Here is a 15,281-nt window from a genome sequence, read left to right as displayed (position 1 = left end):
GTATGCGGGTGGCATGTTCTACTTGTTGTTGCCGGCCGCGCGGCATCCAGGGAGAAACGCATGCTTGCTCGACAGATAGCACTGCTGGGTCTGTGCCTGCTGCTGGCCGCGCCATTGCCGGCGCAGGACGTACCGCCGCCCTTGCGCGACTGGCAGGGCTGGGTGCTGCACGACGTGCCGCAGCATGCTTGCCCGTTCCTCGCCAACCAGTCGCCGGGCGCGGACAGCTACCAGTGCGCCTGGCCCGGCCGGCTGGCGCTGGATGCCGGCAAGGACGGCGCGACCTTCAGCCTGGACGTACACGTGGACGCGCCCGGCTGGGTGGCGCTGCCGGGCGACGAACACGCCTGGCCGCAGGCGGTGACCTCGAACAACCAGCCTGCCGTGGTGCTGCAGCACGACGACCAGCCGATGCTGTGGCTGGCGCCCGGTGACTACCAGTTGCGCGGCACGCTGCCGTGGTCGGAGCGGCCCGCACGCCTGCGCGTGCCCACGGAAATCGGCCTCGTCGCGCTCAGCCTGGACGGCGCGGCGGTGGCGCGCGTCGAGCGCAACGGCGACGAACTCACCCTGGGCGAAGCCGCCGCCGCGCAGCGCGTCGCCGATGCCTTGTCGCTGCGCGTCTATCGCGAGCTTGGCGACGGCCTGCCTGCGATGCTGCTGACGCAGCTGCAACTCGACGTGGCCGGCAGCGCGCGCGAAGTGGTGCTGGGCCCGGCCTTGCCCGCGGGCTTCGTCGCCGCCGCGCTGTCCGGCGACCTGCCGGCCAAGCTTGAAAGCGACGGCCGCCTGCGCGTGCAGCTGCGGCCGGGACACTGGCTGCTGACGTTGACGGCGCGCGCCATTGCGCCGCTGGAAAAGGTGGCGCTGAAACTGCCCGCCGCGCCTTGGCCGCGGCAGGAAATCTGGAGCTACCGCGACGACCCCGCGCTGCGCGGCAGCCGCGCGGAAGGGCAGGGCATCGACGCCGCGCAGGCCGGCGTGCCCGGCGACTGGAGCGACCTGCCCGCGTTCGCGCTGAACGACGGCTCGGGCCTGACCATCACCGCCGGCGCACGCGGCGACGAAGGCGGCAAGGGCGACCAGATCCATCTGCAACGCGAGATGTGGCTGGACTTCGACGGCGGCGGCTTGCGCACGGCCGATCATCTCAGCGGCGAACTGCGCCACCACCAGCGGCTGGACGTGACCGCGCCGTGGCAACTGCAACGCGCCAGCGAAGGCGGCACGCCGCTGCTGGTCAGCAAGGGCAGCGACGGCCGCAGCGGTGTCGAACTGCGCACGCGCAAACTCGATCTCGACGCTGGCCTGCGCTTGCCCGTACACGGTGGCGCGATCCCCAGTTCCGGCTGGCGACTGCCGCTGGAAGGCATCAGCGCCAGCCTGCACCTGCCGTTCGGCTATCGCCTGATCGCGGCGCCCGGCGCGGATCGCGCGCCGGATACCTGGGTGGCGCAATGGAGCCTGCTCGACCTGTTCGTGCTCGCGCTGGTCGCTTTGCTGGCCGGCCGTCTGCTCGGTTGGCGCTGGGCCTTGCTGGCGGCGCTTTATCTCGCGCTGGGCCGCCATGAAAGCGGCGCGCCACTGTGGACGCTGGCCGTGGTGTTGCTGCTGGCGCTGCTGCTGCGCGCCTTGCCGGATGGGCGCCTGCGTGTCGCGGCGCGCGGCGCTGCCATCGCGGTGTTCGCGCTCGCCGTGCTGTGGAGCCTGCCGTTCGCTGCGCGGCAATTGCAGTACGCCCTGCATCCGCAGTTGGAGGGCGGGGCATCCATATACGTGCAATTTGCGGATGCGATGCATAACCCGGGACTCAAGCAGGAAGTGCGACCACAGGCGGAGTTGGCTTCCAGCAACGCCGTGCCGCCACCACCACCTGCGCCACCCGCGCCGCCTTCGGTGGTGCTGGCTGAGCCTGCGGCTCCGGCGCAGCCGGCGCCACGCGTACGCACCAATGAGCAATATCTTTCTTCCGTTGTCGTGACTGCGACGGCGTTGCAAAGTCCCGGCCTCGACGACTTCGACAGCCGCAGCACGATCCAGGCCGGCGCGGGCACGCCGGGCTGGGATCAAGGCAACGACTACCAACTCGGCTGGTCCGGCCCGGTGACTGCGGAGCAAACCACGCGCTTGCTGATCGCGCCGCGCTGGCTGGTGCGGCTGTTGCGCGTGGCGATGGTCGCCTTGCTGGCGGCGTTGCTGGCGAAACTGCTCGCCAGCCTGCGCCCGTGGCGCCTGCCTTGGACCGCTGCACGCGGCGCCGGTGTGGCCGGTGCGCTGCTGCTCGCCGTCGCGCTGCTGCCTTCGATTTCGCACGCGCAGAGCTTGCCGAATCAACAACTGCTGGATCAGTTGAAGGCCCGCCTCACCGAAGCGCCAAAGTGCGCGCCAGACTGCGCCAGCGTGGCGCAGGCGCAACTGCAGGCCAGCGGCGACACGCTGGACGTGGCGCTGGAGGTGGCCGCGGGTGCCACCGTGGCGTTGCCGCTGCCGCAGCCCGACGCCGCGCTGCAACTGCTCGATGCCAGCGTGGACGGGCATCCCGCCGCGCTGGTCCGCGACGACGATGCGCTGCTGCGCCTCGACCGCGGCGTGCATCGCATCGGCCTGCGCTACCGCATCGGCACGGTGGACAGCGCCAGCCTGCGCTTCGCGTTGCGCCCGCAGCGGGTGGCCTTCAACGGGCAGGGCTGGTCGCTCGATGGCGTGGACGGCGGACGCATGCTGGGCGACAGCCTCGCGCTGCAACGCGTGCGCGTCGCCGACAACGGCGGCCCGGCGGTGGCCGCGCAGGACTTCCCGCCCTACGTGCGGCTTACCCGCCGCCTGCTGCTGGGCGTGGACTGGCGAGTGGAAAACACGGTCGAACGCATCGCCCCCGCGAATGGCGGCTTCAGCCTCAGCCTGCCGCTGCTGCCCGGCGAACATCCGCAGGGCGATGGCGCGCTGGTGAAGAGCGGCCGCATCGACGTCACCTTCAACGCAGGCAGCGACACCGTGCGCTGGACGAGCCGGCTGGATCACGCGGCGAAGCTCGCGCTCAGGGCGCCCGCGCTGGGCGAGCGCGTCGAAGTCTGGGAAATCGTCGCCGCGCCGATGTGGCACGTCGATGCGCAAGGCGTGCCGACCAGCGCCAGCGACGCGGGCCTGCGCTTCCAGCCGCTGCCCGGCGAAACCCTGCAACTCGGTTTCAGCCAGCCGGTCGCGGTCGGCGGCGGCAGCCTCGCCTTCGACAACGTGGTCGTGCAAAGCAAAGTGGGTGAGCGCAGCACCGAAACCACGCTCGCGCTCACGGCGCGCAGCACGCGCGGCGGCGAGCACGCGATCACGCTGCCGGCCGGCGCCGAACTGCTGGAGGCCGGCCGCGACGGCGAGCCGCTGAACCTCGCCGTGCGCAACGGCAAGCTCGGCCTGCCGCTGCTGCCCAGTGAACACGACTACCGCGTGCGCCTGCGCGAGCCGCACGGCATCGCTGCGCGCACGCGCACGCCAGCGTTCGCGCTGGAGGCGCCGGTGGCGAACATCGCCACCGAGCTGGATCTGCCGCAGGACCGCTGGGTGCTGTGGACCTGGGGACCGACCACCGGTCCGGCGGTGCTGTACTGGTCGCAGCTCGTGGTGTTGCTACTGGTCGCCTGGCTGCTGGCGCGTTACGCGCCCACGCCGCTGCGCTACCGCCACTGGCTGCTGCTGGGCCTGGGCTTCTCCGCGTTCGCGTGGGGTGCGTATGCGCTGGTGGCGGCGTGGCTGATCCTGCTCGGCCTGCGCGCGCGCTGGACGCCACCGGAGCGGCTGCGAGCGAAAGGCTTCAACCTCGCGCAGCTCGGGCTGGCACTGCTTACCGTGCTGGCGCTGCTCGTGCTGGTGGCCGCGGTGCCCAAGGGCCTGCTCGGCGTGCCGGACATGCACGTGGCCGGCAACGGCTCCGACGCCTGGCGGCTGCGCTGGTTCGCCGACCAGAGCGGCGGCGCGCTGCCCGTGAGCGGCGTGCTCAGCGTGTCACTGTGGTGGTACAAGCTCGCGATGCTGGCATGGGCGCTGTGGCTGGCGTTCGCGCTGATCGGCTGGCTGCAGTGGGCCTTCGGCGCATGGACGCACGGCGGTTACTGGCATCGAAGCGAGCCGAAATCGGTGACGCCACCGCCACCGCCGCCGCTGCCGCCCTCGCCGGGGGAGGCGCCACGTGGCTGACGTGCGCACCCTGCTGGTCGCCGCCACGGCGCGACTTGGCGAACGCGCCGATGCCGAAGCGCTGCTGCTGCACGTGCTCGGACAGCTGCGCAGCTGGCTGTTCGCGCATGCCGACGATGCGCTGGATACGGACGTCCAGGCGACCTTCGAGGCGCTGGTCGCGCGCCGTGCAGCCGGCGAGCCGGTGGCCTATCTCACCGGGCGGCGCGGCTTCTGGACGCTGGAGCTGGAAGTGACACCGGCCACGCTGATCCCGCGCCCGGAGACCGAACTGCTGGTGGAACTGGCGCTGGAACGTCTGCCACGCGACATGGCTTGTCGCGTGGCAGACCTGGGTACCGGCAGCGGCGCGATCGCGCTGGCGATCGCCAGCGAGCGTCCGCAGGCGCAGGTCGTCGCCACGGATGCGAGCGCGGATGCGCTCGCGGTGGCGCGTCGCAACGCGCAACGGCAGGGCTTCGGCAACGTGCGTTTCGTCCAAGGCGACTGGCTGGCGCCGCTGGCGGGCGAGCGCTTCGCGCTGATCGTGTCCAACCCGCCTTACATCGAGGCGGCCGATCCGCATCTCGCACGGGGCGACTTGCGTTACGAACCGGCCGCGGCGCTGGCCTCCGGTGCCGACGGTCTCGATGACATCCGCCGCATCATCGCCGACGCCCCGGCACACCTCGAAGCCGGCGGCTGGCTGCTGTTCGAGCACGGCTGGAACCAGGGCGATGCCGCTCGCGCGCTGTTGCGCGAGGCAGGTTATGCGCAGGTGTTCACCGCGCAGGACCTGGAAGCGCGCGATCGGGTGAGCGGCGGAAAAACCGGCGAATGATCCCGGACGAGTGCACCTTTGGCCGCGCGGGGTCTGGCCGGGCCGGCGATCGTTGCCCGTGCGACGGCGATGGATCATGCGTCGATGATGCGCTTTCCGTGATCGTGCACGCCTTGGTCTTGCGCCCGGATGCGGCGACCGGGATGGGTAGCGCGCAGGCAGGGTCGTGATGCCGGCGTGGCTACAGTCAAAGCGCGCACTACAGCTGGAATGCCGGCGGATTGCGCCGGCGGATCGCCGCCACCTCCTGGCATTTTCAGCGGAAAGATTGCGGCATGCGAAAGCCGCCGCTCCGGTTGCATGCCGGACACGGCGGCTTTCCGCGATTCGTCGGGGCGGCGAATCGCAAGGACTGAACCGCTCCCGTCAGAGTGGCCGGCGGCGCCCGAAGATCAGCGACACGATGAACAGGATGATGAAGACGACGAACAGGATCTTGGCGATGCTCGCGGCGAGGCCGGCGATGCCGAAAAACCCGAAGAAACCGGCAACCAGTGCGATGATCAGAAAGACAATGGCGTAGTAGAGCATGGGTTTCTCCCATGTTGGGGCGCAAACCGGTATCCAGTTGCGCTCGGTGATGCGGCAGCGGCGAGCCGATGCATCCTTGGGCATGCCTGATGCTGTCGCGGAGGCGGTCCTGCATTTGCACGCTGCCGCCAGGAGCGGGTCCCTCCGCTCCCGGCGGCCAGGATGTACTTACAGGTTGCGGTCGAATTCCTTGATCTGCTTCTGCGCCTCGTCCCTGGCGATGCCGTAGCGTTCCTGCAGTTTGCCGGCGAGATATTCGGTGGTGCCATCGGCGATTTTCAGGTCGTCGTCGGTCAATTTGCCCCAGCGCGCCTTGAGCTTGCCGTGGAGCTGCTTCCACTGTCCCTTGATGCGATCTTCATTCATGTCGGTCTCTCTCGGTGGGGAGGGGGAAACTGGCGGACTGCCAGCAAACGGTGCCGCGGCGTGGTGGGTCACTTCACCTTGAGGCCGGAGTCATCCACGCTCTTGACGCCCTTGATGCTCTGGGCCGCGGCGACTGCCTTCTTCACCGCAACCTTGGTGGGAAGCACGCCGGTCAGGGTCACCACGCCATCGACGGTCTGGACGGAAATGTCGGTGCTCGACACGCCCTTGGTAGTGGCCAGTTCCGTCTTCACCTTGGTGGTGATCCAAGCATCACTGCCGGCTTGCCCCATGCTCGACGAGTGCTCGCTGCTCGAGGCTGTCTGGGCTTGCGCCGGGGAGGCGAGGCTGCCAAGGCCAAGGGCCGCGGCAAGGGCGAGTGTGGTCAGGCTGGTCATGGTTTTCATCAGTGCCTCCGGCAATTGGGAAGGGGGCGGCCCCTCGTTGCGGGCATCGGTTCGATGCCGCGAGTCGATTTCGAGTCGATGACGAGGGCCGGCAGATTGCTGGCGCCTTCGCGTCGATCCGGCATGCGTGCGCGGCGAGCGAAGGCGGATACAGTGATAGGCGGGGACCGGTGAGGTGACCGTGAACGGCCGCGATTTCGGTCAGCTTGGATTAAAGCCGCGGTCCGCCCGCGTTAATCCACGTGAATGCTTCGTGGCCGAATCGGACTCATGAGCGCGGTCGCCCCGCGGACCTGCTGAGGCTGGCTCGCGTCGTGCGGCGTCATCCAGCGGATGAGTCATGCTGTCCCCGGGCTTGCGTCCGTTGTCGTCGAGCTTGGTGCAGGGCGCGCATCGGCATGCGGCGGCGCGTGATATGTGCCGTCGTCATTGTCGTTGCCAGGTCGTGTGTCCGCGGAGGACGCAGCCGCGGGTGCCGTGCCGCTAACCCGCGCTGGCGAGGTTGCTGCCGGCGAGTTGCGGGAAGCGCACGTGGATCGCGTGGCGGATGCCGGGCAGGTCGAGGCCGGCCATGCTGAGGACTTCCTCGCGGCTGCCATGTTCCAGATAAACGTCCGGCAGGCCCAAGTGCAGGATCGGCTTGACGATGCCGTGCGCGGCGAGGCATTCGGCCACCGCGCTGCCGGCGCCGCCGGCGATGGCGTTGTCTTCCAGCGTCACGAAGGCGTCGTGGCTCTTCGCCAGTTCCACGATCAGCGCCTCGTCCAGCGGCTTCACGAAACGCATGTTGACCAGGGTGGCGTCCAACTCGCCGGCGATCACCGCGGCGGGCGCCAGCATCGCGCCGAAACTGAGCAGGGCCAGGCCGTGGCCGCGGCGGCGCAGCTCGGCCTTGCCGATCGGCAAGGTATCGAGTTGCGGGCGGATCGCGATGCCGGGGCCGGTGCCGCGCGGATAGCGGATCGCGGCGGGGCCGGCATGCTGGAAGCCGGTCGAGAGCATCTGCCGGCATTCGTTCTCGTCGGCCGGCGCCATGATCACGAAGTTCGGCAGGCAGCGCAGGAAGCTCAGGTCGAAGCTGCCCGCGTGGGTGGCGCCATCGGGGCCGACCACGCCGGCGCGGTCGATCGCGAAGGTGACGTCGAGATTCTGCAGCGCCACGTCGTGGATCGCCTGGTCGTAGGCGCGCTGCAGGAAGGTGGAGTAGATCGCCACCACCGGCTTGGCACCTTCGCAGGCCATGCCCGCGGCCAGCGTCACCGCGTGCTGCTCGGCGATCGCCACGTCGAAGTAGCGCTCGGGGTATTCCTTCGAGAAGCGCACCAGGCCCGAGCCTTCGCGCATCGCCGGGGTGATGCCGAGCAGGCGCTCGTCGGCGGCGGCCTGGTCGCACAGCCAGTCGCTGAAGATGTCGGTGTAGGTCGGCCTGGCCGGCGCGTTTTTCTTGACCAGGCCGGCCTGCGGATCGAACGGGCCCACCGCGTGGTACTCGATCTGCGCCTCTTCGGCCGGGGCGTAGCCCTTGCCCTTGGTGGTGATCACGTGCAGCAGCTGCGGGCCGGGCAGGTTCTTCACCGTGCGCAGCGCGGCCAGCAGCTGCGGGATGTTGTGGCCGTCGATGGGGCCGGTGTAGTGGAAGCCCAGCTCTTCGAACAGCGTGCTCGGCACGAACATGCCCTTGGCGTGTTCCTCCCAGCGTTTGACGAAACGGCCCACGAAGGACTGCTTCGGGATCGCCCGCTTGGCGCGCTCGCGCACCGCATTGAGCCGGCGGCTGGCCAGCGCACGCGACATCATCTTGGTCATCGCGCCTACGTTCTCGCTGATCGACATGCCGTTGTCGTTGAACACCACCAGCATGTTCGGCTCGACATCGCCGCCGTGGTTCAGTGCCTCGAACGCCATGCCGGCGGTCATCGCGCCGTCGCCGATCACCGCCACGACCTTGCGCGGGTCGCCCTTGCGCTGCGCGGCGATCGCCATGCCCAGCGCGGCGGAGATCGAGGTGGAGGAGTGGCCGACGCCGAACGTGTCGTACTCGCTCTCCTCGCGGCGCGGGAACGGTGCGAGGCCGTCCTTCTTCTTGATCGTGGTGATGCGCTCGCGCCGGCCGGTGAGGATCTTGTGCGGGTAGCACTGGTGGCCCACGTCCCACACCAGGCGGTCGGTGGGCGTATCGAACACGTGGTGCAACGCCACGGTGAGTTCCACCACGCCCAGCCCCGCGCCGAAGTGACCGCCGGAGCTGGCCACGGCCTCGATCAGGTACTGCCGCAGCTCGTCGGCGACAGCGGGCAATTCCTCGTCGGGGACACGGCGCAGGTCGGCCGGCGCCTCGATGGCCGCCAGATGGGGATAACGTGCAGGATCTTTCATCCGCGTATTGTTGAGCCAGCGGCGGGGCGCGGCAAGGGCGGGGGCCGGGCGCAACCCGGGCGCGTGGGCGCCATCGCCCCGTCAAGCGGCTTGCGGACGCCGGTCGCGCGGCAGGTGGCTGACCAGGAATTCCATCTGGTCGGCCAGGATGTTGCGGTTGGACAGGATCAGGTGCTCCACCCAGCTCGGCCGGTAGGGTACGGCCAGCAGCGGCATGTGCGCCTGCTGCGGGGTGCGGCTGCCCTTCCTGAGATTGCAGGCAAGGCAGGCGCTGACCACGTTCTCCCATTCGTCGCGGCCGCCCTTCGATACCGGCTGCACGTGGTCGCGGGTCAGCTCGCCGCGGTTGAAGTGCTCGCCGCAATACAGGCACAGGTGGCGATCGCGGGCAAACAGCGCGGTGTTGGTGAGCGCGGGGGCGGGGTCGATCGCGTGCTCGTGGCAGTGGCCGGTGCTGGCCACGATGGGATGCAGGTCAAGCCGGCTCTGCGCGCCCAGCATGCGGTTGTGGCCACCGTGCACGGTGAGGCAGGGATCGCCCAGCGTCCAGGCCACTGCGCCGCGCACGTAGAGGCACACGGCGTCCTGCCAGCTGATCCAGTCCAGGATGCGGCCGGCGGCGTCCAGCGACAGCACGCGGGTCGAATACAGGTCGGCCCGGTTCGTGACTTCCATCAGCATGCGGTTCGTCCTTCCTCACCAGAAAGAGCGCTGCGGCCATGCAACGGTGCCAGGAGTGTGTGCGGCAGAAACGATCGAGGCGAAAAGCTTGCTGCGCGAGGACAGATTTTCGCCGATTCGCCGGCCCATAGTGGTTCTGTGGGCCAAGAAACGGCGGAAATATGGACCGCCCAGCGAGCTTTGCAGCCCGAGCGGCTTTTGCCGCCCACGCTCCCTTATGCGCTGCAGCATAGAACACATTTGTGGATGGTGCGCAGGCGAAACTCTTTGCGGTCAATCAGATAGATCCCGTGCCGGGGATTCGCGGACGGGCACGGGCGCTGATATAGTGGTTGTTCATCTGTAGACCCGACGCCGGGTTTGGGAGGGGAAGCCGATGGTGGCAACCCCGGCACGGCGGGGCAGAGGTAAATCACGTGGCTGAAGTTCTTTTCTACGAGCGCCCGGTGCCGCTCAACCGCAACGACCACAAGGATCTGCGCCTGAAGCCGATCCCGAACATGAAGTTCGCGCTGGGCGCGCATTCCGTGCCGCTGACCGGCGTGGAGTTCGGCCTGGCCGCGCGCGACCTGCCGATCGTGTTCGCCGGCAACGAGCTCGCCGATGCCGGCCCGGTGGCGCTGCTGGGCCTGCGCCAGAACGAGAACCTGTTCGTCGACGCCGAGGGCCAGTGGGCGCCGAACGTCTACATCCCCGCCTTCGTGCGCCGCTATCCGTTCGTGCTGGCCGAGAAGCCGGCCGGCCAGGAAGGCGACGACTTCGCCGTGTTCCTCGACGAGGGCTACGAAGGCTTCGGCGCCGAGGGCGACCGCCTGTTCAACGAGGACGGCAGCGACACCGAGCTGCTGAGCCGTGCCGTGGGTTTCCTTGGCGAGTTCCAGCAGCACGTGGCGCGCACCCGCTGGTTCATGGACCAGCTGCGCAAGCACAACCTGCTCGAAGCCCGCAACATGAGCCTGCGCAAGGGCGCGCCGGACAGCGCGGACGGCCACGTGATCAACCTCAACGGCCTGTTCGTGGTGAACGAGGAGAAGCTGCGCCAGCTCGACGAGAAGACCGCCCAGGAGTTCCTGCGCGAGGGCGTGCTCGGCTGGATCTACGCGCACCTGCTGTCGCTCAACAACATCGACCGCCTGGGCCAGCGCCTGGGCGAGCGCGAGCAGGCCGAGGCGGGCGCTCCCCGCAACTGAGGCAAGCAGCGTTTCGTGATCGGAAAACGCCGCGACGGGGAACCGTCGCGGCGTTCTCTTTTGAGGCCGCCCGGTGCGTTTCCACGGCATCGAGCTGCCGCGAGCATCACCGGCGCTCGCTTGAGCAACGAAGTCGGGTGACTTGAATTCGCGCAGGCACCTACTGGGGGAGTCTCAGCGCCCCGCTACCGGCAACGCGATGTAGCTGGCTTCGCCGGGTGCGTGGTAGACGCGCTGGGTGGCCTTCACGTAGTCCGCCGGCTTGGCCAGGAAGATGTTCGGCACGAAGGTCTGCGGATTGCGGTCGTACAGCGGGAACCAGCTCGATTGCACCTGCACCATGATGCGGTGGCCGGGCAGGAACACATGGTTGGCAGCGGGCAGGTCGAAGCGGTAGGCCAGCGGCTGGTTGGGCGTCAGCGCCTCGGGCTTGTCCCAGCCGTTGCGGTAGCGGCCGCGGAAGATGTCCATCGCCACCGCGAGCTGGTAGCCACCCATCTCCGGCTGCTCGGCCACCTGGTCGGGATAGACGTCGATCAGTTTCACCACCCAGTCGCTGTCGCTGCCGCTGGTGGAGGCGACCAGGTGCACCACCGGCACGCCGGCGATGGCCAGCGGCGCGGTCAGCGGCGCGGTTTCGTAGCTGAGCACGTCGGTGCGGCCGGAAGCCTCGCGCTGGTCGTCCACCAGCCACTCGGACCAGGTGAGGCCGTGGTCGTAGCCGATCGGCTGGATCGGCCGCGCGCGGAACGGCACCGGATGCGCGGGATCGGAGACGTATTCGTCGTAAGTGTTGCCGCCTGCGGATGCGTCGAAGCCGAGCTGCATGCCGGGCTCCAGGTACAGCGCACGGCTCTTGTCGGGACAGCCGCCATCACATGACAGCGGCCAGCGGTCCAACCGCTGCCAGCGGTCGGTGCCGGTCTGGAACGCGGTGACCGGGGCGAGGCCGGCCTTCGGCGCGCCATCCTTGAGGTACTGCGCCAGGAACGAGCGCAGGATGTGTTCGCGGAAATACTTCGCGGTGTCGCTGCCGAAGCGGATCGCGCCCAGCGAGCTGCCTTCCTCGATCTCCTGGCCGTGGTGCCACGGGCCCATCACCAGCTTCACCATGTCGCCGCTCGTGTCCTTCGGCTTGATCGCGCGATAGACGGCCAGCGCGCCGTAGATGTCCTCCTGGTCCCACAGGCTGTGCACCAGCATCACCGGCACGGTGAGCGGTTGCGCGGCCAGCACCTTGTCCACCGCCTGCTGCTGCCAGAACGCGTCGTAGGCAGGATGGGCGAGGATCTTGTTCCAGAAGCCCAATTGCTGCATGCCGTAGGCGTTGCCCATCGCGCCGGCGGAGCCGTAGTGCATGAATAGGTCGTACTCGTCGTGGTAATTCGTCCACCACTTCGCGGTGTTGTCGCGGGTGGCCTCCTGCTCGTAGATGTAGCTGAGGTTCTGCTCGCGGAAGGCGCCGTGGTGGAACCAGTCGTCGCCCATCCAGCCGTCGACCATCGGGTTCATCGGCACCGCGGCCTTCAGCGCGGGATGCGGATGCACCAGCGACATCAGTGGTTCGAAGCCGTCGTAGGAGATGCCGATGGTGGCGACGCGCCCGTTCGACTCGGGAATGTTCTTCACCAGCCAGTCGATCGTGTCGTACGTGTCGGTGGCGTCGTCCACCGGGGTGGGGTTGAGCGGGCCGTGCACCGGCCGGTTCATCACGTAGTCGCCCTCGGAGCCGTACTTGCCGCGGATGTCCTGGATCACGCGGATGTAGCCGTCCTCGACGATCACGTCGGCCGCGTTGTCGTAGCCCTGCAGCAGCGGTTCGAGGTGGCCGCTCATGAAGTTGTGGGTGAGCTGGTGGGCGTCGTAGGGCGTGCGGGTGAGCACGATGCCGGCGTGCTGCGCGCCCTTCGGGACCAGGATCACGGTGTTGAGCTTCACGCCGTCGCGCATGGTGATCATCACGTCGCGCTCGACGTAGTCGAAGCTGCCGGTGGCCGGCTTGAAGCTGGCCGGCGTCTCGCTGGGGTAGTCGGGGTACTTGGCCTGCGGCGCATCCTGCGCGGGCAGCGCGCCGCTGGCGGCGATCAGCAAGGCGAGCAGCGCAGTCCGCAGCCCCGCAGTGATACGGTGTGATGTCATGGCGATCGACTCCCCTGGAGGACGGCCGGCCCAGCTTACTGCTTACTGCGAGTGGTTCCGCGCGACCACGATAAGAAAGCGCTAAGCGCGCCCCGGCAAGCTGTGTTCATGATCCTCGACGCTCGGCTACCGCCATTCGCTCGCGCCGGGCTGTTGACGACAGCCGTGGCCACGCTGTTGTGCGCCTGCGCCACCTACCATCCGCTGCCGCTGGGCCAGGGCGAAGGCGCCGCCAGCGCCACGCAGCTCAGCGTGCCGGCCAGCGCGATGCCGGTGCCGGCACTGGCCACGCACCGCTTCGATCCTGCCGATGGCCTCGACGTCACCGAGGTGGCGATGCTGGCGGTGGCGAACAGTCCCGACCTGAAGCTGCAGCGCGATGCGCTGGGCATCGCCCGCGCACAGGCCTTCGCCGCGGGCTTGCTGCCCGATCCGCAGCTGAGTTTCGGCGCGGACTTTCCGCACAACTCCGGCGGTGGCCTGACCAAGGCCTACAACCTCGGCCTCAGCGAGGACGTGAGCGCGCTGCTGCTGCGCTCCTCGCGCAAGCACGCGGCGAACGCGCAGGCCGAGCAGGTGAACCTCGACCTGCTGTGGGCGGAATGGCAGACCATCGCGCAGGCGCGCCTGCTGTTCGACCAGGTGCGGAGCCTGCGCGCGCAGCAGGTCGCGCTGGACGCCGAGCAGCACGCCTTGGCGCCGGTGGACCAGGCAGTGCAGGCGGCGCTCGCCGCCGGCAATCTCAACTACGACAGCGCCAGTGCGGGGCTCAACGCGATGGCCGACGCGCGCAAGCGCGCGGGCGACAACGCGGTGGCGCTGCACCAGGCCGAAAGCGACCTGCGCCAGCTGCTGGGCCTCGCGCCAAGCGCTCCGCTGGATCTGGTGGGCGCGCCGTACGAGGTCGATCCCGACACCGCGCAGCTTGCGGCCGCGCTGGCCGACCTGCCGAAACGGCGCCCCGACCTGCTGGCGCTGCAGGCGGGCTATCGCGCGCAGGAGGCGCGGCTGCGCGGCGCCATCCTCGCCCAGTTCCCCGCGATCACCGTGGGCCTCACCCGTGCGCGTGACACCAGCAACATCACCACCAACGGCTTCAGCATTGGCATCACGCTGCCGCTGTTCGACCGCAACCGCGGCAACATCGCGATCGAGACCGCCACCCGCCAGCAGCTGAAGGACGACTACGACGCGCGCCTGCTGGCCACGCGCAGCGACATGCAGCGGCTCGTGGCCGATCTCGCCACGCTGGACCGGCAGCAGACGGCACAGGCCGAGCATGCGCAACACCTCGATGCGGCGCGCGACGCCGCCGAGCAGGCATGGAAGAACGGCCTGCTCGACTGGCCCACCTATCTCGCCATCCGTGGCAACGCGCTGGCCGCCGACACGGACCTGGTCGCGTTGCGGCAGGCCCGCTCCACCGCCGCGATCGCGCTGGAGGCCTTGCTGGGCCGCACGGATTTCGTCATGCAACGGACGTCCAAACGATGAAACAGGTTTTCCTCGCGCGCTGTGCCGCGCTGGCCGTCACGACCTTGCTGCTGGCCGCCTGCGGCAAGGGCGGCGGCGATGACAACGCCGCCGACGATGTCAAGGGCGTGGCGCTGGTCACCACGGCGATGCCGGTGCAGCAGAGCTTCCACGACAGCGTGGCGGCGTGGGGCAGCGCGGTGGCCGATCCGCATGCCGCGCGCTCGGTCAGCCTCGCGCACGGCGGCCAGGTGGTCGCGCTCAAGGTGAGCGCGGGGCAGACGGTGAAGCGCGGCCAGCCGCTGCTGACGGTGGCGCCCGATCCGGCGGCGCGCAGCGCGTACCAGCAGGCGCAGAGCGCGGCGGCGCTGGCGCAGGGCGAGTTGCAGCGCACCGAGCAAATGGCGGCGCAGCATCTGGCCACCGCTTCGCAAGTCGCCACCGCGCGCAAGACGCTGGCCGATGCGCAATCCGCGCTCGCGGCGCAACAGGCGCTGGGCGGCGGCGCGGCGCAGGAAACCGTGGCGGCGCCGGACGACGGCGTGGTCACCACGGTGTCGGTGACGCTGGGCGACCGCTTCGCCGCGAATGCGCCGCTGCTGGTCTTCATGCCCGCGCACGCGCTGATCGCCACACTGGGCGTGCAACCCGATGCGGGCACGGCGCTGCGTGCGGGCATGCCGGTGTCCGTGCAGGGCGTGTATGGCGACGCTAAAGCATTCACCGGCAAGCTCGTCATGGTGGGACGCGCGATCGATCCGCAAACCCATCTGCTGCCGGTGCAGGCCGAGATTCCTGCGGCTGCCGATGCCGCGCTGGTGGCTGGCGCCGCGCTGCAGGCCAGCATCCAGAGCGACAGCTACACCGCCTGGGCGGTGCCGCGCGCCGCCGTGCTGCACGATGAGCAAGGCGACTACCTGTTCCAGCTCGATCACGGCAAGGCGCATCGCGTGGACGTGCAACTGCGCCAGTCGGCCGGCGACAACGTGGGCGTACTCGGCAAGCTGGACGCGAAGCTGCCGGTGATCGTGCAGGGCGCCTACGAGGTGGACGACGGCGCGTCAGTGCGCCAAGGGGACAGCCAGGCCAAGAGCGAGCCCAAGCCGTGAC

11 protein-coding genes are annotated in these 15,281 nt (G+C 69.2%); 5 read left to right on the top strand and 6 right to left on the bottom strand.

The window, feature by feature from the left end:
- Window positions 1-60: 60 nt before the first annotated feature.
- Window positions 61-4,188: a hypothetical protein gene (locus B0E52_RS05270; protein WP_077482347.1), complete on the top strand. Its 4,128-nt coding sequence runs from the start codon at window positions 61-63 to the stop codon at window positions 4,186-4,188.
- Window positions 4,181-5,008 (top strand): peptide chain release factor N(5)-glutamine methyltransferase, encoded by an 828-nt coding sequence (prmC, locus tag B0E52_RS05265; RefSeq protein WP_077482346.1) that lies wholly within the window; start codon window positions 4,181-4,183, stop codon window positions 5,006-5,008. The genes B0E52_RS05270 and prmC overlap by 8 nt, the downstream gene beginning before the upstream one ends.
- A 366-nt stretch (window positions 5,009-5,374) precedes the next feature.
- On the opposite strand, the gene B0E52_RS05260 is transcribed toward prmC, so the two are convergent.
- The 5 genes from B0E52_RS05260 to B0E52_RS05240 form a co-directional block, all read right to left on the bottom strand.
- Window positions 5,375-5,539 (bottom strand): DUF1328 domain-containing protein, encoded by a 165-nt coding sequence (locus tag B0E52_RS05260; protein ID WP_077482345.1) that lies wholly within the window; start codon window positions 5,537-5,539, stop codon window positions 5,375-5,377.
- A 168-nt stretch (window positions 5,540-5,707) separates the two neighbouring features.
- Window positions 5,708-5,905, bottom strand: a complete 198-nt coding sequence (locus B0E52_RS05255; RefSeq protein ID WP_077482344.1) for a CsbD family protein — start codon at window positions 5,903-5,905, stop codon at window positions 5,708-5,710.
- Between the two features lie 68 nt (window positions 5,906-5,973).
- Window positions 5,974-6,312 carry a BON domain-containing protein gene (locus B0E52_RS05250; RefSeq protein WP_077482343.1) on the bottom strand — a complete coding sequence of 113 codons (339 nt, stop codon included), beginning with the start codon at window positions 6,310-6,312 and terminating at the stop codon, window positions 5,974-5,976.
- A gap of 483 nt (window positions 6,313-6,795) precedes the next feature.
- Entirely contained in the window at window positions 6,796-8,688 is a 1,893-nt protein-coding gene (gene dxs, locus B0E52_RS05245) for a 1-deoxy-D-xylulose-5-phosphate synthase (RefSeq protein ID WP_077482342.1), read from the bottom strand.
- A gap of 81 nt (window positions 8,689-8,769) precedes the next feature.
- Window positions 8,770-9,369 (bottom strand): HNH endonuclease, encoded by a 600-nt coding sequence (locus tag B0E52_RS05240; protein WP_077482341.1) that lies wholly within the window; start codon window positions 9,367-9,369, stop codon window positions 8,770-8,772.
- Window positions 9,370-9,785: 416 nt separating this feature from the next.
- On the opposite strand from B0E52_RS05240, the gene B0E52_RS05235 reads away from it, so the two are divergent.
- Window positions 9,786-10,559: a SapC family protein gene (locus tag B0E52_RS05235; protein ID WP_077482340.1), complete on the top strand. Its 774-nt coding sequence runs from the start codon at window positions 9,786-9,788 to the stop codon at window positions 10,557-10,559.
- Between the two features lie 174 nt (window positions 10,560-10,733).
- Here the strand turns inward: B0E52_RS05235 and B0E52_RS05230 are convergent, their stop codons facing one another.
- Entirely contained in the window at window positions 10,734-12,698 is a 1,965-nt protein-coding gene (locus B0E52_RS05230) for a CocE/NonD family hydrolase (RefSeq protein WP_077482339.1), read from the bottom strand.
- A gap of 108 nt (window positions 12,699-12,806) precedes the next feature.
- On the opposite strand from B0E52_RS05230, the gene B0E52_RS05225 reads away from it, so the two are divergent.
- Entirely contained in the window at window positions 12,807-14,192 is a 1,386-nt protein-coding gene (locus tag B0E52_RS05225) for a TolC family protein (protein WP_077482338.1), read from the top strand.
- A complete protein-coding gene (locus B0E52_RS05220) occupies window positions 14,189-15,280 on the top strand; it encodes an efflux RND transporter periplasmic adaptor subunit (protein WP_077482337.1) in 1,092 nt (363 codons plus the stop codon). Before B0E52_RS05225 ends, B0E52_RS05220 begins: the two co-directional genes overlap by 4 nt.
- The last annotated feature ends 1 nt before the right edge of the window (window position 15,281 follow it).

The organism is Rhodanobacter sp. C06 (assembly GCF_002001105.1).
Lineage (GTDB): Bacteria > Pseudomonadota > Gammaproteobacteria > Xanthomonadales > Rhodanobacteraceae > Rhodanobacter_A.
The sequence above is the reverse complement of the archived record's forward strand: the minus strand, read 5'-3'. Positions and strand labels throughout refer to the sequence as shown.

Coding starts and splice junctions, on each gene's coding strand:
- B0E52_RS05260 (WP_077482345.1), bottom strand. CDS start 5,539: ATGCTCTACTACGCCATTGTCTTTCTGATCATCGCACTGGTTGCCGGT.
- B0E52_RS05230 (WP_077482339.1), bottom strand. CDS start 12,698: ATGACATCACACCGTATCACTGCGGGGCTGCGGACTGCGCTGCTCGCC.
- B0E52_RS05270 (WP_077482347.1), top strand. CDS start 61: ATGCTTGCTCGACAGATAGCACTGCTGGGTCTGTGCCTGCTGCTGGCC.
- B0E52_RS05240 (WP_077482341.1), bottom strand. CDS start 9,369: ATGCTGATGGAAGTCACGAACCGGGCCGACCTGTATTCGACCCGCGTG.
- B0E52_RS05220 (WP_077482337.1), top strand. CDS start 14,189: ATGAAACAGGTTTTCCTCGCGCGCTGTGCCGCGCTGGCCGTCACGACC.
- B0E52_RS05225 (WP_077482338.1), top strand. CDS start 12,807: ATGATCCTCGACGCTCGGCTACCGCCATTCGCTCGCGCCGGGCTGTTG.
- B0E52_RS05250 (WP_077482343.1), bottom strand. CDS start 6,312: ATGAAAACCATGACCAGCCTGACCACACTCGCCCTTGCCGCGGCCCTT.
- dxs (WP_077482342.1), bottom strand. CDS start 8,688: ATGAAAGATCCTGCACGTTATCCCCATCTGGCGGCCATCGAGGCGCCG.
- B0E52_RS05255 (WP_077482344.1), bottom strand. CDS start 5,905: ATGAATGAAGATCGCATCAAGGGACAGTGGAAGCAGCTCCACGGCAAG.